Annotated in this window: 14 protein-coding genes; 7 read left to right on the top strand and 7 right to left on the bottom strand. The window is 72.3% G+C overall.

What is annotated here, in order from left to right; genetic code table 11:
• Positions 1–4 precede the first annotated feature (4 nt).
• Positions 5–3,766 (bottom strand): S8 family serine peptidase, encoded by a 3,762-nt coding sequence (locus tag ACFYWS_RS14825; RefSeq protein ID WP_389275022.1) that lies wholly within the window; start codon positions 3,764–3,766, stop codon positions 5–7.
• A 193-nt stretch (positions 3,767–3,959) separates the two neighbouring features.
• On the opposite strand from ACFYWS_RS14825, the gene ACFYWS_RS14820 reads away from it, so the two are divergent.
• The 4 genes from ACFYWS_RS14820 to ACFYWS_RS14805 all read left to right on the top strand — a co-directional run bounded on the left by ACFYWS_RS14820 (position 3,960) and on the right by ACFYWS_RS14805 (position 7,022).
• Complete coding sequence (locus ACFYWS_RS14820) at positions 3,960–4,940, top strand: helix-turn-helix transcriptional regulator (RefSeq protein ID WP_389275019.1); 981 nt, start codon at positions 3,960–3,962, stop codon at positions 4,938–4,940.
• Between the two features lie 58 nt (positions 4,941–4,998).
• Positions 4,999–5,481, top strand: coding sequence for a DUF456 domain-containing protein (locus ACFYWS_RS14815; protein ID WP_389275016.1), 483 nt, complete (start codon positions 4,999–5,001; stop codon positions 5,479–5,481).
• Positions 5,482–5,638: 157 nt separating this feature from the next.
• Positions 5,639–6,316, top strand: a complete 678-nt coding sequence (locus tag ACFYWS_RS14810) for a DedA family protein (protein WP_389275013.1) — start codon at positions 5,639–5,641, stop codon at positions 6,314–6,316.
• A gap of 34 nt (positions 6,317–6,350) precedes the next feature.
• Positions 6,351–7,022 (top strand): 4'-phosphopantetheinyl transferase family protein, encoded by a 672-nt coding sequence (locus ACFYWS_RS14805; protein ID WP_389275011.1) that lies wholly within the window; start codon positions 6,351–6,353, stop codon positions 7,020–7,022.
• On the opposite strand, the gene ACFYWS_RS14800 is transcribed toward ACFYWS_RS14805, so the two are convergent.
• The 3 genes from ACFYWS_RS14800 to rsgA form a co-directional block, all read right to left on the bottom strand.
• Positions 7,019–7,528, bottom strand: coding sequence for a methylated-DNA--[protein]-cysteine S-methyltransferase (locus tag ACFYWS_RS14800; RefSeq protein ID WP_389275008.1), 510 nt, complete (start codon positions 7,526–7,528; stop codon positions 7,019–7,021). The genes ACFYWS_RS14805 and ACFYWS_RS14800 overlap by 4 nt on opposite strands.
• Positions 7,525–8,907 (bottom strand): Ada metal-binding domain-containing protein, encoded by a 1,383-nt coding sequence (locus ACFYWS_RS14795; protein ID WP_389275689.1) that lies wholly within the window; start codon positions 8,905–8,907, stop codon positions 7,525–7,527. The genes ACFYWS_RS14800 and ACFYWS_RS14795 overlap by 4 nt, the downstream gene beginning before the upstream one ends.
• 166 nt (positions 8,908–9,073) lie before the next feature.
• Positions 9,074–10,189: a ribosome small subunit-dependent GTPase A gene (gene rsgA / locus ACFYWS_RS14790; RefSeq protein ID WP_389275005.1), complete on the bottom strand. Its 1,116-nt coding sequence runs from the start codon at positions 10,187–10,189 to the stop codon at positions 9,074–9,076.
• A 388-nt stretch (positions 10,190–10,577) separates the two neighbouring features.
• Between rsgA and ACFYWS_RS14785 the strand changes: the two genes are divergently transcribed.
• The 3 genes from ACFYWS_RS14785 (at position 10,578) to ACFYWS_RS14775 (ending at position 13,391) form a co-directional block, all read left to right on the top strand.
• Positions 10,578–12,497 carry an NAD-binding protein gene (locus ACFYWS_RS14785; RefSeq protein WP_389275686.1) on the top strand — a complete coding sequence of 640 codons (1,920 nt, stop codon included), beginning with the start codon at positions 10,578–10,580 and terminating at the stop codon, positions 12,495–12,497.
• A 104-nt stretch (positions 12,498–12,601) separates the two neighbouring features.
• A complete protein-coding gene (locus ACFYWS_RS14780) occupies positions 12,602–13,042 on the top strand; it encodes a DUF6325 family protein (RefSeq protein ID WP_389275002.1) in 441 nt (146 codons plus the stop codon).
• Between the two features lie 52 nt (positions 13,043–13,094).
• On the top strand, positions 13,095–13,391 hold the full coding sequence (locus tag ACFYWS_RS14775; RefSeq protein WP_389274999.1) for an SHOCT domain-containing protein: 297 nt from the start codon (positions 13,095–13,097) through the stop codon (positions 13,389–13,391).
• 162 nt (positions 13,392–13,553) lie between these two features.
• On the opposite strand, the gene ACFYWS_RS14770 is transcribed toward ACFYWS_RS14775, so the two are convergent.
• The 3 genes from ACFYWS_RS14770 to ACFYWS_RS14760 all read right to left on the bottom strand — a co-directional run bounded on the left by ACFYWS_RS14770 (position 13,554) and on the right by ACFYWS_RS14760 (position 17,696).
• A complete protein-coding gene (locus ACFYWS_RS14770; protein ID WP_389274996.1) occupies positions 13,554–15,269 on the bottom strand; it encodes an aldehyde dehydrogenase family protein in 1,716 nt (571 codons plus the stop codon).
• 110 nt (positions 15,270–15,379) lie between these two features.
• Complete coding sequence (locus ACFYWS_RS14765) at positions 15,380–16,678, bottom strand: MFS transporter (RefSeq protein WP_389274993.1); 1,299 nt, start codon at positions 16,676–16,678, stop codon at positions 15,380–15,382.
• 82 nt (positions 16,679–16,760) lie between these two features.
• Complete coding sequence (locus ACFYWS_RS14760) at positions 16,761–17,696, bottom strand: TauD/TfdA dioxygenase family protein (RefSeq protein WP_389274990.1); 936 nt, start codon at positions 17,694–17,696, stop codon at positions 16,761–16,763.
• Positions 17,697–17,873 lie beyond the last annotated feature (177 nt).

The following is a 17,873-nucleotide window of genomic DNA, read 5'->3' as shown; positions in this document are numbered from 1 at the left end:
GGGCCTACCGCACGTCGTACGCCCGGTTCACCGTCTGCGTGACCGAGTTGCCCTTCGCGTCCGTCAGTTCGGCCTTGAGGGTGACCTGCTCGCCGGAGGCCCCCGCGTGGGCGACCGTCGCGGTCCACTCGCCGTCCTGCTTCGAGGTCTTCGCCTCGGTCCAGGTCTCCCCGCCGTCGTACGAGTACGAGAGCGCGGCCTTCGTCAGGGCGCCCGGCTCGTAGCCCGCGTGGCCCGTCGCCGTCAGGGCGATCTTCTGGCCGTCCCGCGCCGCGAGCGTCTTCATGCCGTCCTCGGGGAACGTCATCCGCGGGAAGAGCAGCGGAATGCCCTGAGAGTAAGTGTCCTCCTCCAGGTGCGAGCGGAACGACCACGTGGTCGTGGTCCGCGGGGAACGGAGCCAGGTCTTGCCGCCGTTCAACTTCATCGTGTTCAGGGTGAGTTCGTACGCCGCGTCCTCGGCCGGGACCGTGAAGACGCCGAACGGCCAGCCGGACGAGCCGACCGTCTCACCGTTCCGCTTCAGCTCGACGCTGCCGACGTCTCCGAACGAGCCCTGGACGCCCAGGTGTTGGCCGTCTCCCCAGAATCCGGGCGCGACACCGATCAGATTGCCCTGGCGTTCCGCGGCGAGCGCCTGCTCGCCGGAGTCGTCGAGCGGCGCGGTGGGAGCCATCGCGCCGCCGTACCACTCCTCGGTGCGCTTCTCGCCCTTCTCGTACGTCCGCACCGGGTCGATCATGAACTCGCCCCAGGGGAAGCTGCTGGACACCTGGTGTCCATAGCCGGTGGTGCCGGGCGAGTACAGCTCGGTGCGGGTGGCCGGCGCGGCGACCACCGCGAGGTCTCCGAAGGAGGTCGTCAGGCCGTTCGGGCGGGACACCGACGGCAGGTCGATGTAGTCGGTGGTGGCGCCCATCGCCTTGTAGGTGGCCTTGTTCGTGGCGAGATTCCGGTCCGCCGTCCTGTAGGTGCGGTCGTCGCGGATCTGCCCGGCCTCGGGGAACGCGAGCGTGTAGACGTACGGGCTCTTGGCCGTCGCCTTCCAGCGCAGTGTCGTCGTCCCGGCCGCGACCCGCTCGGCAAGCGCCGCGCCCTCCGCCGTCTCCAGCGCGAGCATCGGGATGGGCGCGCCGACGAAGCCGACGGTCGGGTACCAGCGGCCCGCGGCCTCCCGGTACAGGACGACCCCCTTGACGCCCGCCTTGATCGCGGCCTGCGCGACGGTGTTCGGGGAGCCGCCGTCGGGCAGCTTCACCAGCGCCAACTTGCCCTTTGCCGCGGCCAGTTCATCGGCCGTTCCGGCTCCCGCCGACACGATCTCGGAGGTCCCCGTGCCGTCGAGGTTCGAGGAGTTCGTGGAGCCGGTCACCGGGTGCAGCTCGGGTCCGTCGACCACGCCGAACTCACTGATCTGCGGGGCGGCCGCGCGCCAGAAGCTGTCGAACTCGAAGTCGCCGTCGCGGACCTCGCCCTGGACGTCCGCGTAGTAGCCGCGCACGGTGCGCGAGCCCTGGATGCTGGCCGCGTGCAGCCAGTTGTCCTCACCGAAGGTGCGCGCGAACCCGAGGGTGGCGCCGCGCACCTCGCTCTCCCGGTCCGTCTTCACACTCAGTCTGTGGGCCTTGCGGGCGTCGAGGACGACGGTGGTGTCCTTGGTGAGGTTCAGCTGCGGACGCCCCAGGAACGTCGCGGACCCGATCATGGCGCCTTCGGTCTCCGGCGTCGCGACGAACGCCGACAGGGCGTACGCGCCCGGTCTGACCTGGTACGTCTGGTCGGCGGCGCCGTCGTTCACGCGCCGCTCGCCGGACGCGTCGTCGGTGCCGACGAGGTCGAGCGAGGAGCCGGCGGTGGCCGGGTTCCCCTGACGGTCGACGACCTTGACGCGCAGGGTGACCGTCTCCGCCTGGACGTACAGCGAGAACGGGGTGCTGAGGTGTACGCCGCCGGGGCCCGTGGCGAGGACGCGGCCGGTGACGTCGCCGTACTGGGCCTTCTTGAGGTGTGCGGTCGGGTCGACGGCCAGCGGGACCTGGGCGGTGCCGCCCGCCGGGACGGTGACCGTACGCGCGCCGAGCCTGGCGACCGAGGACTTCACGGTGGAGCCGTCGTTGCCGGTGACACCGTCGACGGCGAGGCTCAACTTCACTGGTTTGTCAGTGGTGTTGGTGTACGGCACCTGAACGGTGGTGCGGTCGCTGCTGTCCTGCGGCCAGTTGAAGGTGCCGCCTTGTACGGCGTCCGCGCCGAGGACCTTCTGGTCGACGGCGGCCTTCACATCGAGCCTGCCGCCGCCGGCCTCCCGTACGTCGCCGGGGATGTCGGCGTCGGCGGAGGCGACGAGGGCCTGCTTGATCTGCCGCGCGGTCCAGTCGGGGTGGCGCTGCTTGACCAGGGCGGCGGCGCCCGCGACGTGCGGCGTCGCCATCGACGTACCGCTCATGGACTGGTACGCGTAGACGCCCCGGCCGCCCGCGGCTGCGGCCTTGATGGCGACGCCCGGCGCGGCGATCTCGGGCTTGAGGGTGTGCGTGCGCCGCACGGGGCTGCGGCTGGAGAAGTTCGCCGTCTCGTCGTCGCTGTCGACGGCGCCGACGGTGAGCACTTCGGGTACGCAGCCCGGCGAGGAGACCGTGTTGACGGCGGGTCCCGTGTTTCCGGCCGCGACGACGAAGAGGGTGTCCTTCGAGGACCGCGCGAGTTCCTGCGTGGCCTGCGACATGGGGTCGGAGCAGTCCAGCTCGCCCGGGTTGCCAAGGGACATGGACACCACGTCGGCCTTCTTCTCGACGGCCCACTGCATGCCGGCGATGATCCACGAAGTGGCGCCGGAGCCACCGTCGTCGAGGACCTTGCCGTTGAGCAGGGTGGCGCCGGGGGCGACGCCCTTCTCCTTGCCGCCGCTCGCCGCACCGGAGCCGCCGACCGTGGACGCGGTGTGGGTGCCGTGCCCCTGGTGGTCGTCGGCGTCGGCGGAGTCGGTGAAGTTCTTCGACTCGGCGACGCGGCCCTTGAGGTCGGGGTGTCCGGTGTCGGCGCCGGTGTCGAGGACGGCGACCTTGGTGCCCTTGCCGTCGTAGCCCGCGGCCCATGCCTCGTCGGCGCGCACCTGCTTCGTGGAGTCGGCGAGCAGCGATTTCACCTTGGCGTCGAGCCAGAGCTTCTTCAGGTCACCGGCCGCGCGGGAGCGGGGACTTGAGATGTCGGCCCAGAAGTCGGCGGCCTTCTTCTTGTCGGCCTTCAGCACGACGCCGTCGACGGGGTCGAGGACGAGGCCGCGCTTCGCGCCGCGCGGCGCGGCGGGCGCGCCGCGGGCGACGTCGACGGACGTGTCGTAGGTGGCGATGAGCGGCAGCGTCGCGCTGTGCCGGTCGTCGTAGCCCTGCCGGATCAGTCCGGTGACGTTGAAGAGTTCCTCGTCGACGCGGCCGTCGGCGAGCGCCTTGGCGGCGCTGTCCGGGTAGACGTACAGGTCCTTGCCGGACTGCCTGGTCTGCAGCAGCGGGGTGCTGCCGTCGGCGGTGGGCAGGGCAGCGGCCGTGGGGCGTCCTTCGGCGTCGGTGGTGACGACGACGCGGTCGCCTGTGACCAGCGTGACCGTGGTCGCGGAGCTCTTGGCGGCGGCAGCGGCGGCGGAGCTGCCGACGAGCGGCCGGCCGCCGTCCGGGACCTTCCCCTCCTGGGCCCCGGACGGGACGGCCGCGGTGACGCCCAGGACGACGGCGGTCGCCGTGCCCAGGGCCGCACGCGATATCGGGCGCATCGCTCTCCTCAAGTAGAAGCGCGGGTGAATACGGGCCAAAGGCCGCATTCCCAGCGGGTGTTGGTGCTGCGGTGGCGCCACATTGGCAGAGTGATGGCCGGTACAGGGAAGATGGGAGGCGGCGGGAATGTGCCGTGGCCGTTTCCCGCCACGAGGGGGTGTTGGAACGGTTCACTGGGGAGGGGATCGCCGCATGCTGCACGCGATAGGTCTGGACGAGGGGCACGAGGCGGCCTACCGGGCGCTCGTCGCGGTGGGCGCGGCCGACGTCCCCGACCTGGCACGACGGCTCACCCGCGGCGAGCCCGAGACCGAGCACGCGCTGCGCCGCCTGGAGCAGCACGGGCTCGCCGCCCAGTCGTCCGCGCGCGCCGGACGCTGGGTCGCGGCGCCGCCCGGGGTCGCGCTCGGCGCGCTGCTCACCCAGCGGCGGCACGAGCTGGACGAGGCGGAGCTGGCGGCGGCCCGGCTCGCCGCGGAGTTCCGGGCGCAGGCCACCGAGCCCGCCGCGCACGACCTGGTCGAGGTGGTGACCGGGGCGGCGGCCGCGGCCCAGCGGTTCCTGCAGATCCAGCTCGGCGCGACCGAGGAGGTGTGCGCCCTCGTCACCGGCAACCCGATCGCGGTGTCCGCCACGGAGAACGACGCGGAGGAACAGGCCGTCAGCCGGGGCGTCGGCTACCGCGTCGTCCTGGAGCGCGAGGTGCTCACGATGCCGGCCGGCCTGACCGAGCTGTCGGCGGCGATCGGCCGGGCCGAGCAGGTGCGGGTCGTGGACCGGGTGCCGACGAAGCTGGTGATCGCCGACGGGGCGCTCGCCATGGTGCCGCTGACCCGGCACGCCGCCGAGCCCGCCGCCCTGGTGGTGCACGCGAGCGGGCTGCTCGAAACGCTGAACGGGCTCTTCGAGGCGGTGTGGCGGCAGGCGCTGCCGCTGCGCCTCGGGGCGGCGGGCGCGGTGGAGGAGGTCGGCACGGAGGGGCCCGACGGCCTCGACCTGGAGATCCTCTCGCTGCTGCTCGCCGGTCTGACCGACGCGAGCGTGGCCAAGCAGCTGGACCTGGGGCTCAGGACGGTGCAGCGACGGGTGAAACGGCTGATGGAGCTGGCGGGCGTGACCACCAGGCTGCAGCTCGGGTGGCATGCGTACGAACGGGACTGGGTGGCTCGATGAGTCCTCATTGAGACTCTGTTGACCTGCGCTTTCGCCGCACCTGGGGGACCCTGTGCACATGGGAGCGTGGGAACTCCTCCTGGTCGGCGCCGTGATGGCGCTCGGCCTTTACGGGGTGCTGGTGCCGGGAGTGCCCGGTTCATGGCTCGTGTGGGCCGCGGTCGCCGTGTGGGCGCTGCGGGATCCGGACGGCCTGGCCTGGGGCATCCTCGTCGGCGCCACCGCCGTCCTGCTGGCCTCCCAGGTGCTGCGCTGGCAGCTGCCACCGCGCCGGTTCCGGCAGGCGGGGGCGACCCGCCGCCTGGAGCTCTGGGCGGGCGCGGGCGCGGTGATCGGGTTCTTCGTGGTGCCGGTGATCGGGGCGGTGCCGGGGTACATGGGCGGGATCTACGTATCGGAGCGGCTGCGGCTCGGGAGCCACGGGGACGCACGCACGTCGACACGCACGGCCATGCGGGCGGGCGGCTCGAACGTGCTGGTCGAGTTGTTCGCGTGCCTGCTGATCGTGGGGGCGTGGCTGGGCGCGGTCATCTGGGGATGAGCGGCGAGGCCCCGCGGAAAACCGCGGGACCGGGGGTGCGGATCACCGCACTTTGCCAAACGGTTACCCTCGTAGTGGCCATGAGCTGCGGTTCCTGGCTTGGACATCTCCGGTGCCGCGACGCCGGTACCGGGACGCCCCTGCCTGGAGACCTCGTATGCACCTCGTGACCTCGGCCGCCGCCGCGGAGCCGACCACCGGCATCGCGGGCTGGGCGGCCCATCTCGTCGATGTGCTCGGCGGCCCGGGAGCGGGCCTCGCGATCGCGCTGGAGAACCTCTTCCCGCCGCTGCCGAGCGAGGTCATCCTGCCGCTGACCGGCTTCGCCGCGGGCCAGGGCGCGATATCCCTCGCCTCGGCCCTGTTCTGGACGACGCTCGGCTCCGTCGTCGGGGCGGCGGTCCTCTACTGGATCGGCCGGGTCATCGGCCGTGACCGCATGTACGCGTTGTGGGGCCGGCTTCCGCTGGTGAAGGTCTCCGACCTGGAGAAGACGGAGGCGTGGTTCCAGCGGCACGGCACGAAGGCGGTGCTGCTGGGCCGGATGGTCCCGATCTTCCGCAGCCTGATCTCGATCCCGGCGGGCGTCGAGCGGATGCCGCTGCCGGTGTTCCTGTCGCTGACGGCGGTCGGCTCGCTGGTCTGGAACTCGGTGCTGATCCTCGCCGGCTACTGGCTGGGCGATCAGTGGGACCTGGTGGAGACGTACGTGGGCGTGATCTCCAAGGTGGTGCTCGCCGCGGCGGTCGTCGCACTGGTGGCGTACCTGGCGGTGCGGCTGCGCGGCCGGGGCCGCCACCGGGACCGGGACCGCCGGCCGAAGGTCCCCCGGTAGGCTCGTGGCCCTGCGCTATCTGGAGGCCTGACGCGTGGACGACGTACGGGAGTTGCCCGCTTCCGGGCCGGTCCGCCTGTGGCTCGCCACGACGGGCCCGGGGAGCCCCCCAACCGGGGACGCCGCCGACATCCTCGACGCCGAGGAGTCGCGCCGCGCCGCCGCCTTCCACTTCGAACGGCACCGGGTGCGCTACGTCTCCGCGCATCTCGCGCTCCGCGCCATCCTGGGCGAACGGCTCGGCCGGGCCCCCGGCGACGTACGGTTCACGCGCCTTCCCTGCCCCGGCTGCGGCGGCCCGCACGGCCGCCCGGCCCTCGCGGACGTCCCCGGCCCGCACTTCTCCCTCTCCCACAGCGGTGACCTGGCCCTGGTGGCGCTGGCACCCGCGCCGGTCGGCGCCGATGTGGAGGAGCTGCCCACACCCAAGGTCGCCGAGGAGCTCACGGCGGTGCTGCACCCGCGCGAGCGCGCCGAGCTGGCGGCGCTCGCGGGACCCCGGGAGCGCCGGCTCGGCGTGGCCCGCGCCTGGGTCCGCAAGGAGGCCTACCTGAAGGGCCTCGGCACGGGCCTGTCCCGCGGCACCGACCGCGACTACGTGGGCGTACGGGCCGACTCCCCCGGCGCACCGGACGGCTGGTCGCTGCACGACGTACCGATGCCCGAGGGGTACACGGCGGCGGTCGCGGTCGACCCGGGAGCCTAAGGCCGCTGCCGGAGCGAACCCTCCAGCGTCAGCAGCTCGATCTTGCGCTCCAGGCCGCCCGCGTACCCGGTCAGCGAGCCGTCCGCGCCGATCACCCGGTGGCAGGGCCGCACGATCAGCAGCGGGTTGGCGCCGACCGCGCCTCCGACGGCCCGGACCGCGGCGCGCGAGGCGCCGATGCGGGCGGCCACCTCGCCGTACGTGGTGGTGGCCCCGTACGGCACGTCGTCGAGCGCGTCCCAGACCCGCCGCCGGAACTCGGTGCCCTCGGGCTTCAACTCCAGCTCGAATTCCTTGAGTTCACCGGCGAAGTACGCGGCGAGCTGCCGCTCGGCCGCGGCGAACCGCGCGGGGTCGCGCACCCATCCGTCACCGACGACCCGGCCGCCCTTCTGCCCGGGGACGGACAGGGAGGTGAGCGCGCCGGAGGAGTCGGCGGTGAGCAGGAGTTCGCCGAGGGGGCCGGCGAGAGTCGTGTAGTAGGTCGTGCGGTCTTCGGTGTTCACAACTGTCCTTCTACGAGGAGGTGTTGACGCGCGTACGAGCGCCAGGGGCGCCACGCGTCATCGGTCACGGAGTCGTCGGGCACGCCCACGTCCGGGTCGCCCAGAGCACGCAGGCGGATCAGGGCGGCGGTGCGCGGGGGCATGCCGGGCAGCGCGCGCAGCACCGCTTCGGCGTCGTCCCGGTCGGCGCCCGGGTCGAGGCGGAGCGCGCCGGTGTGCAGCGCGCGGGCGAGCGCGCCGAGCGTGCCCGGTTCGTCGGCCAGGTCGTCAGGGGCGGGGAACAGCCGGTCGACGGTGCCACTGGGCGCGTCGAGCCGCTTGCCGTACCGCTCGACGAGCCGCGCGGCCTCCGCGACCCCGGCGACCTGGCGCAACGCCAGCTCGTCGGGGTCGGCGGCGCCGGGCGAGCGCAGGCCCGGCCGGGCCGCGACCAGGGGGGCGAGCCGCGGGTCGAGAGCGAGCCGCTCGTCGATCGCGTACGGATCGGCGTCGAGGTCGAAGAGGCGGCGCAGGCGGCCGACGGCGGTGGTCAGATCACGCAGATCGGTCAGCTGGAGGCGTGCGTCGAGCCAGCCGCCCCGGTGCTCGGCCTGCGCGCCGGGCTGGTCGTGCGTGGTCTCGTCGACGCGTACGACACCGGTGCCGTACGGAAGCCGCAGCGCGCGCCGGAAGCTGCGCGCGCCGGGTCGTCCGGTCAACTCCTCGACACCGTCAAGTAGTTGACTCTCCAGTAGATCGAAGACGGGACCCGCCTGATAGGCACCGCGATGGGCGAGGCGCAGCGGGATTCCGGCGGCCGGAGCCACGGCGCGGCGCTTGTCGGGCGCCTCTGCGCGCAGCTGCGTGGGGGTGCGGGCGTACACCTCGCGGATCGTGTCGTTGAACTGCCTGACGCTCGCGAACCCGGCCGCGAACGCGATCTCCGTGACCGGCAGCGGGGTCGTCTGGAGCAGGACACGCGCGGTGTGGGCGCGCTGGGCGCGGGCCAGTGCGACCGGGCCCGCGCCCAGCTCGGCGGTGAGCTGGCGCTGCACCTGGCGGGCGCTGTAACCGAGCCGGACGGCGAGCCCGCCGACGCCCTCGCGGTCGACGATCCCGTCGCCGATGAGCCGCATCGCGCGGCCCACGACGTCGGCGCGCACGTTCCAGTCGGCCGAGCCCGGCACCGCGTCGGGGCGGCAGCGGCGGCAGGCCCGGAAGCCCGAGCCCTGGGCCGCGGCGGCCGTGGCGTAGTACCGGACGTTGCGCCGCTTCGGGGTGACCGCGGGGCAGCTCGGCCGGCAGTAGATCCCGGTCGTCTCGACGGCGAAGAAGAACTCCCCGTCGAACCGCGCGTCGCGGCTGCGCACGGCTTCGTAGCGCGTGTCTTCATCGGTCATCACGCTTCAAGTGTGCCGCGCCCCACCCCACCCGGCTGGCGGAAATCGGACGCGGCACTACCTTCAAGCCCCCCGCGACGGGTGAGCAAATCAAGCCCCTGCGGCGATTGAGCAGCGGGGGCCGGGGCGGAGCCCCGAGGCCGCGACCCCGGGCAGGCCGAACGAGCTACCGGAGGCCACCCCGCTTGGCCTCCATCGCGGCCCGGCCCTCGGCCCCCCTCTGCTTCCACACCTTCCGCAGATCCGCCCGCAACCTCGCATCCGTCCGCGCCGCAAGCCGCTCGTTCTCCCGCAGCAGCTTGCGGTAACTGTCGAGACGCCGCTCGTGCAGCGAACCGTCCTCCAGCGCGGCCAGCACCGCACACCCGGGCTCGACCGTGTGCGCGCAGTCGTGGAACCGGCAGTCCTCCGCCAGCCGCGCGATCTCCGCGAAGACCTGCCCGACGCCTCCCTCGGCGTCGTACAGGCCGACCCCGCGCAGCCCCGGCGTGTCGATGAGCACGCCGCCGCCCGGCAGGGCGAACAGGTTGCGGGTGGTCGTGGTGTGGCGGCCCTTGCCGTCCATGTCACGGACGGCCTGTACGTCCATCACGTCCGCGCCCATCAGCGCGTTGGCCAGCGTCGACTTCCCGGCCCCCGACTGGCCGAGCAGCACGGACGTACCGTCGGCGACGACCGCCCGCAGCACCTCCGTACCGGCCCCGTCGAGCGCGCTGACGGGCAGCACCTGCACGCCGGGCGCGGTCGTCTCGACGTCGGAGACGAGATACGACAGGCCGACCGGGTCCGGCACGAGGTCGGCCTTGGTGAGGACGACCAAAGGCTGGGCGCCTGACTCCCAGGCCAGGGCGAGGAACCGCTCGATCCGCCCGAGGTCGAGCTCGGCCGCGAGGGAGACCGCGATGATCGCGTGGTCCACGTTCGCGGCGAGGATCTGCCCCTCGGACCGCTTGGAGGACGTGGAGCGCACGAAGGCGGTCCGGCGCGGCAGATACGCCTGCACGTAGCGGGGGTCGGCGCCGGCCGGGTCGACGGCGGCCCAGTCGCCGGTGCAGATGACCTTCATGGGGTCGCGGGGCACGACGTACTCGGTGTCGGCGTGCACGACCCCTTCCGGCGTGACGAGGTCGCAGCGCCCGCGGTCGACGCGCAGCACCCGGCCGGGCACGAGGCCGCGCTCGGCATAGGAGGCGAACGCGTCCGCCCAGTCGGCGTCCCAGCCGTACGCGTCGAGAGCGGCGGTGGAACCAGAAGAGGTGGAACCAGAAGAAGAGGAAGACAAGGGGTGACCCTTCAGAGGGTGGCCCCGGCACAGGAAACGCGAAGACCGCGAAGAAAAGGGTGAGGTCAGCCGGTGGCCACAGAGGTGGACTTGATGAACTTCCGGATGTGGGCAGCGCCCATCTCAACGACAGCCATCGGTCGACACCTCCTCGATCACGCACTCGGCGCACACGCGGTGCACGCTCCACGGCGGCCGTGGCCGCCCCAACACCGACGACGATAACCACAGCACCCATGCACCCGCCACTGGTTTTTCACGGGGGCAACCCCGGTGTCGGTGGACGCCGCACGCATCGAACACCCACCATGACACGGTGTCACTTCCCCACCAGCCCCAGCAGCCCGAAGAGCCCGAGCAGTTCCCACAGACGCCCTTGCCGCGGCACATGGTCGTGTGCGGCGACGACGCGTTGGCCGAGCGGCTCGGCACCGAACTGCGCGAGCTGTACCGCGCCCAGGTCACCATCGTCGTACCGTCGACGCGCACCGCGGGCGAACCCGCGCAGGGCGGCGGCCGGATGCGGGCCGCCGCGCTGCTGAGCCGGGTGCAGGCCGCGATGGGCCGGCTCTCGCCGGCCGATGACGACTCGCTCGCCGGTCAGGCGCCGCGCGTCATGGAGGCCGCGGTGCTCAGCGAGGACACGTTGACGGAGGCGGGAGTGGCGCGGGCGGACGCGCTGGCCCTGGTGCACGACGACGACGAGACCAATATCCGCGCCGCGCTGGCGGCCCGCCGCCTCAATCCCCGCCTGCGCCTCGTCATCCGGCTCTTCGACCGCAAGCTCGGCCAGCACCTGGCGCAGCTCCTCGACCAGGCGGCCGCGCTCGCTCAGCCGGACCTCGCCGCGGAGTCCCTCGACACGTCCACCACCATCCTGTCCGACGCGGACACGGCCGCGCCGGCGCTCGCCGCGACCGCCGTGGCGGGCACCGGCAAGGTCGTGCAGGCCGACGGGCTGCTGCTGCGCGCGATCGAGCGCGCCCCGCTCGGCCGGGGCCGCGCCCCCGTCGCCCCGGGTCTGTGCACGCTCGCGATCCTCTCCTCGTCGAACAACGACCCTTCGGACACGGAGGGGTCGGACACCTCGGGCCAGGAGGAGCCGCTGCTGCTGCCGGACGACGGGGAGATCGCCGCGGCGGTCGGGCGCGGCAGCGTCGTCCTCGACACCGTGACGCCGTCGGAATCCGCACTGCCCCCGCGGCGCCTCGCCGCGCGGGCGCTGCCGCTCGGCTCGCTGTTCTCGCGCCGGGTGCGCTGGTCCCTGGCCGTGCTCGTGGTCTGCGTGCTCGGTCTCGCGCTCGCCACGTGGGCGACGACCGAGTCGAACCCGTGGCGGGCCGGGTATCTCACCATGCTCGACCTGTTCGCCATCGACGACCCGGCGATCGGCGAGCCCGCGGCCCGGCAGATCATCCAACTCCTCACCGGGTTCGCCGGGTTGCTGCTGCTGCCCGTGCTCATGGCCGCGGTCCTGGAGGCGATGGGCACCTTCCGTACGGCCTCCGCGCTGCGCCGCCCGCCGCGCGGCCTGTCCGGGCACATCGTCCTTCTCGGCCTCGGCAAGATCGGCACCCGCGTCCTGGCCCGGCTGCACGAACTCGGCGTCCCCGTCGTGTGCGTGGAGGAGAATCCGGAGGCCCGCGGCATCCCGCTCGCCCGCCGGCTGCGCGTGCCGACGGTCATCGGCGACGTACGCGACGAGGGTGTCCTGGAGGCCGCCAAGGTGTCCAGGTCGCACGCCCTGCTCGCCCTCACCAGCCTCGACACCACCAACCTGGAGGCCGCGCTCTACGCCCGCTCGGTCAAGCCGGACCTGCAAGTGAGCCTGCGCCTGTACGACGACGCCTTCGCCACCGCCGTCTACCGCACGCTGCGCGCCGCCCATCCGCGCGCCCTCACCCGCAGCCGCAGCGTCACGACCCTCGCGGCGCCCGCCTTCGCGGGGGCGATGATGGGCCGCCAGGTCCTCGGCGCGATCCCGGTCGAGCGCCGTGTGCTGCTGTTCGCCGCGCTGGACGTGGCGGGCCACCCGAACCTGGAGGGGCGTACGGTCGCCGCGTCGTTCCGGGCCGGTGCCTGGCGGGTGGTCGCCGTCGACTCCACCGCGCCCGGCCTGCGGCGGACCGACCCCGGGACGGCTCCGGAGGAGGACGAGTCGGACCCGGCGCCCGGGCCGGTCTGGGAGATGGACCCCGGCTACGTGCTGCGGTCCACCGACCGCGTCGTCCTCGCCGCCACCCGCCGGGGCCTCGCCGAACTCCTGGACTCGCAGTCCCCGCAGACCGTGTATGCGTCGCGTCAGTGAGCCGGGACGCCGGGCTCGCTCGCGCTGTACCCTCGCCCTAGTATCCGTTTCGTCTGATTCATCTGTTTTGTTCAGATAAAGCAACCTAGGGAAGGTGCTCGCCCGTGGCCAGTGGTCTCAACGCCGACACCGTCGGTCCTGTGGACGTCGCCGTGCTCGCCTTCGACGGCAACCGCTTCAGCGGCGATGTCGCGCCCGCGTTGCGTGACCTCCAGAAGGACGGGACCGTACGGATCCTCGACCTGTGCTTCATCCGGAAGGCGGCCGACGGGTCCGTCGATGTCGTCGAGCTCGGCGACCCCGAGGTCACCGAGCTGTTCCAGGAGGTGGCCGACGTACGGTTCGACCTGCTCAGCGACGAGGACCTGAAGACGGTCTCCGACAACCTTCCGGCCTCGTCCTCCGCGCTCGTCCTGGCCTGGGAGAACACCTGGGCCGCCCGCCTCGGCACGGCCGTGCGCAACTCGAACGGGCAGGTGCTGATGCTGGAGCGGATCCCGAGAGAGAGCGTCGACGAGGCCATCGAGGCCCTCGCCACGGCCTGACGGCACACCTACGTAAACGAACGAACGCAAGAGAACGAAGAGGACGGTCAGCATGCCGCAACGATTCGGACGGCCCGGACTCCTTGGCACCCTCGCCCGCACGGCGGTCATCTCCGGCACCCACACGGCGGTCTCCCGTGGGGTCAACCGGCGGATGTCCGAACGTGACTTGCGGCGTCAGATGGATGCCGAGGCGGCGTATCAGGCGCCGGCGGCTCCGCCGGTTCCGGCGGCGTCCGGTGGGACGGACCGGGTGTCGCAGCTTCAGGCGCTTGCGGAGTTGAAGGCGCAAGGGTTGCTCACGGATGAGGAGTTCGCGGCGGAGAAGGCGCGCGTTCTCAACGGGTGAGCGCATCCACCTGTACGAACCGGCCGGCCCACCGCCCCACACGGTGAGCCGGCCGGAGTTTCTGTTGCGGCCGACCGTCCGCCGGCCTCGGGGCTCCGCCCCGGACCCCGCTGCTCAAACGCCGCAGGGGCTTGAAATGCCCGCCGCAGGGGCTTGAAAGGGTCAGCCGCGCAGCGCCGACGCGAAGATGGCCGGGAGCTTCGCCATCGACGGGGACGTCGTGTAGTCCGTGAGGCGCTTGATCGTCGTCAGGCCCGTGCGGTTCGTGACGTAGAACGGCGGGCGCGGGGAGAGCGAGGGCGAGCCGGTGAACAGGCCGCGCGGGGACGGGGCGAACGGGGCGCGCACCACCGTCTTCTCGATGTCCTCCAGCATGAACGCGTTGTGCACGAAGCCGATGCCGCTGCCGATGTCCTCGCGGGTGTTGCCGGGGAAGGCGCCCCACGGCGTGTAGCCGAGCAGGAAGCCGAAGGCCGACCAGACGTTGACGCCCAGCGTGCCGTAGCGCAGCGCGGCGATCGCGTCGGCGACCGCGCCGGAGTGGGTGCGCTCCGTCTTCGGGTGGACGAGCAGCGTCGCGCCGAGGGTGCCGGGGAGCTTGTCGTTGGCGAACTCCGTGGCGGCGGCGAGGAAGTGCGGCACGTCGGCACCGGGGAGGCGGACGACGCCGAGGGCGCTGGCGAACACCTCGTCGGTGATCAGGACGTCGTCCATGCCGTCGATCTCGGGGACGAGGACGCGGCAGGAGTTGTCGATGCCGAGCTTCTCGGCCTGCGGGTGGGCGTCCGTGACCTTGGCGACGCGGTCGGCCGCGCCCGGGTAGTAGTCGGGGCGGGCCGGCAGCTCGCGCAGGACCTTGCGGATCTCCGTGAGGAGCTTCTCCGTGCCGTCCCACTCGCGGGGTACGACGAGGACCTGCGTGGCGATGCAGTTGTGGCCCGAGTTGTTGAGCTTGCTGGTGACGATGTGCTCGGCCTGGAAGCGGAAGTCGGCGTCGCTCCACGGGCCCGGCGTCACGATGCAGGGGCTGACGCCGCCCAGCTCACTGGTGAACGGCTTGTCGTTGAGCGGCTCGGCTGCCGCACGGCGCTGTTCGGCCTGCTCGTCGGTGCCCCACACGATCGCGTCGTGGGTGCGCTCGCTGCCGGTGACGTGGATGGTGTCGATGTCGTCGTGCCCCGTGAGGTACGCGCCCTCGGCGGCGCCGCCGTCGACGAAGCGGACCCAGCCGCGCTCCACGTACTCGGCGAAGACCTTCTCGAAGTGCGGGCGCAGATAGGCGTTGACGGGGTTCATCTTGGCGATGACGACCTCGCCCTCCGCGTACAGCTTCTGGAGGATGTCGAGCGGGGTGATCGACGCGACGTTGCCCGCGCCGAGCACCAAGGAGACGGCCGGCTCGGCCGGGCGGCCCCGGTACTCCCCCGCCGCACGGGAAAGGACCTGCTCACGGGTGGTGCCGGGCAGCGTCCACACCTGCGCGGTGAAGCCGTTGAGCAGCAGCCGGTCGGAGGTGAGGGTGGGGAAGACGTCGACGACGGTGCGACCTTCGTGGCTGCGCACGGACTTGGGGTCGACCGGTTCCTGTCCGGCGGCGAGGCGGCGCAGGACGTGCAGGTACGCGGTGATCGTCTGGGCGAGGGCCCACGGCGCGGTGATCCAGTCCTCGGCGGCCCACTCCGAGGTCTCGGCGTAGCCCTTGGCGGTGGCCGCGTCGGCGACCATCGCGGCGGCGCCCTCGGAGATCCGCGGGAGCGTGCGCTCCAGGAGCGCGATGCGCTCGTCCAGCGGGGTCGCGGTCCAGGTCGGTGCGTGCTCGCGCAGGTCGCGGACGGCCTGGTCCAGCGGTGAGGTGTCGAGTGCTGCTGCGGCGCTCACGGTCAACTCCTTGGAAAACGCGGGGGGAATGGAGGGGGGTCGTGCCGTCGATCATGTCATCCGGGGGTAACCCCCGGTAAGGGCAGGCTGCGTGACGGATGCTCAGCGGGTCAACCGGTCAGCCGGGCCCGGTCGCGCTCCGGGTCGATCAGGGCGAAGGCGAGCACGGCGCCGATCGCGACGAGGACTCCGGTCACGAGCACGGCGTGCTGGTACCCCGCGTCGCCCTGCGCGTCGACGAGAGCGCCGACGACGGCGGGCGCGAGCAGCCCGGACACCGTGACGAGGGCGTTCATCAGGCCGAGGGAGCCGCCGCTGCGGGAGGCCGGGGCGAGTTCGGCGACGGTGGTCGCGGCCACGGTGGCGTACGAGCCGCTGAAGCCGAAGCCGAGGGCGACGAGCACGGTCTGCGCGGGCACCGAGTCGACGAACGGCGTCAGGAGACAGCAGACGGCGCCGATCGCGAGCATGAATCCGCCGACCCAGCCGCGGGCCTTCCTGCTGACGACGCCGCGCCGCATGAGACGGCCGGTGAGCGCGGCCTGCCCGAGCAGCACGACGGCGCCGACGGCCCAGGGCAGGACGACGAGCTTGCCCGCGGTGGACGCCGAGTAGTCCAGCGCGTTGCGCAGGTACGACGGCATCCACACCAGCATCAGCGCCACGGACCAGTAGCTCATGAAGTACGCGAGGGTGGTGCCGATCCACGTACGGCTGGCGAAGATCTTCCGGTACGGGACCGTGGGCGCGGGCCCTTCGGCGGCCTTCGTGGTCGCCGTGGCGCGGGCCCGCGGGCTGTCCGCGCCGAACACCGACCACAGCACGGCCCACACCACGCCGATCGCGGCGAGCACCCACAGGGCCGAGCGCCAGCCGTGGTTCTGGATCACCCAGGACAGGCTCGGCGCGGAGATGATCACGCCGAGCGTGATGCCGATGGTGATCAGCGCGCCGGGCAGGTTCCGCTTGTCGTTGGGGAACCACGACAGCGTGGCCTGCTGGGCGACGGGGAACGCCGGGCCCTCCGCGGCGCCCAGGAAGATCCGCGAGCCGATCAGGACGGCCAGTCCCCCGCCGATGGCCGCGGGCACCTGCGCCACGGACCAGAGCACGGCCATCACCAGGAGCAGCAGCTTGGGCGAGACCCGGTCCGCGGCCATCCCCACGACGATCGCGGCGACGGAGAAGAGCAGGAAGAACGCGCTGTTGGCGAGCCCGAACTGGGTGGCGCTCAGGTGCAGGTCGGCGCGGATCTCGTCGGCGGCGAGGCCGAGGACGGACTTGTCCGCGAAGTTGATCATCATGAAGACCACGAGCAGCGCGGTCACCGTCCATGCGCGGGCACTGCTGCCACGGGTGACCTCGACGCTCCCAGCGGGCTGCTGGGGCAGGGTCGGTGCCGCGGTCATGGGGCCTCCAGGAGGAAAGGGCAGGGGTGGGTGAGGGGCCGGCCCGCACCACAGCCGGCGGGCGGTGCGGGCCGGAACCGGCTCAGGAGAGCGGCACTCCGGCGATGGCGATGCGCTCCATGACGCGCTTGGCCGGGAAGTAGTCGTTGACCGCGTAGTGCTGGACGGCGATGTTGTCCCAGATCGCGATCGAGTCCGGCTCCCAGCGGAAGCGGATCTGGAACTCGGGGATGCGCGCCTGGAGCACGAGGATGTCGAGGAGCTCGCGGTTCTCCTCCTCGGACAGGCCCTTGATGTACCGGGTGAACGGCTCGTTCACGTACAGGGTCCTGCGGCCGCTGCGCGGGTGGCGCACGACGACGGGGTGCTCGACCTGCGGCCAGTCGGCACGGAAGGCGGCCTTCTGCTCGTCGTTCATGAGCGCGCCCCAGCTGGCCTCCCAGTCGTGGACCGCGACGAGGTTCTCGATCCGCTCCTTGAGGTCGTCGGGGAGGTTGTCGTACGCGGCGCCCATGTCGCACCACATCGTGTCGCCGCCCGCGGCGGGCACCTCGACGGCGCGCAGCACGGCGCCGAGCGAGGGGTTGACCATGAACGAGTGGTCGCTGTGCCAGATGTTCTTGTTGCCGGCCGCCTTGGCGTCCTTGGCGAGCCGGGAGATGCCGACGGTGTCGGTCTTCCCGAAGAACGGGTTGGGCTCCGGCGGGCCCCAGAGGCCCGAAAGCGCCATGTGGTTCTCGGAGTTGAAGCCGGTCTGCCCCCGGAAGAAGATCACCTTCCACTCCAGGAGCGCCGCGCGCAGCTCGTCGGCGAGCTCCTCGGTGATCGGCTTCGTCAGATCGACGCCGCTGAGCACGGCCCCGAAGTGCGGGGTGAGCGGTTCGACCTCGAACAGCTTGTAGGCCACCTGCTCCGCGCCGGGCGCGAGCCGGTCGAGGACGCGGCGCCCGTAGCGCATCAGGGGCTTGTCCAGTACGGGCTTGGGGTTCTCGACGGGGGCCGTCGCGACGTCGTGCATGGGGGGTCCTCCCAACAGCGAACGCTTATTACGTAACCGGCAGTATCGATATTGAATCGCGCCGGGGCAAGGGGTCTGGGGCGATGGATTTCAGGAATGTTCCGCGGGGCGCACGAGACGCCCACAGGCAGCACAAAAGCCGCACCCGGCGACAACTGGCCCGGCACGTACGAGAAA

The organism is Streptomyces sp. NPDC002795 (genome assembly GCF_042888725.1).
Classification (GTDB): Bacteria; Actinomycetota; Actinomycetes; order Streptomycetales; family Streptomycetaceae; genus Streptomyces.
Note: the sequence above shows the minus strand (reverse complement) of the source record. Positions and strands in the feature narration are given on the sequence as shown.

What these genes read in the sequence shown, in the direction of transcription:
- ACFYWS_RS14825 (WP_389275022.1), bottom strand. Translation starts at nt 3,766, where the DNA reads ATGCGCCCGATATCGCGTGCGGCCCTGGGCACGGCGACCGCCGTCGTC.
- ACFYWS_RS14820 (WP_389275019.1), top strand. Translation starts at nt 3,960, where the DNA reads ATGCTGCACGCGATAGGTCTGGACGAGGGGCACGAGGCGGCCTACCGG.
- ACFYWS_RS14815 (WP_389275016.1), top strand. Translation starts at nt 4,999, where the DNA reads ATGGGAGCGTGGGAACTCCTCCTGGTCGGCGCCGTGATGGCGCTCGGC.
- ACFYWS_RS14810 (WP_389275013.1), top strand. Translation starts at nt 5,639, where the DNA reads ATGCACCTCGTGACCTCGGCCGCCGCCGCGGAGCCGACCACCGGCATC.
- ACFYWS_RS14795 (WP_389275689.1), bottom strand. Translation starts at nt 8,907, where the DNA reads ATGACCGATGAAGACACGCGCTACGAAGCCGTGCGCAGCCGCGACGCG.
- ACFYWS_RS14785 (WP_389275686.1), top strand. Translation starts at nt 10,578, where the DNA reads ATGGTCGTGTGCGGCGACGACGCGTTGGCCGAGCGGCTCGGCACCGAA.
- ACFYWS_RS14775 (WP_389274999.1), top strand. Translation starts at nt 13,095, where the DNA reads ATGCCGCAACGATTCGGACGGCCCGGACTCCTTGGCACCCTCGCCCGC.
- ACFYWS_RS14765 (WP_389274993.1), bottom strand. Translation starts at nt 16,678, where the DNA reads ATGACCGCGGCACCGACCCTGCCCCAGCAGCCCGCTGGGAGCGTCGAG.
- ACFYWS_RS14760 (WP_389274990.1), bottom strand. Translation starts at nt 17,696, where the DNA reads ATGCACGACGTCGCGACGGCCCCCGTCGAGAACCCCAAGCCCGTACTG.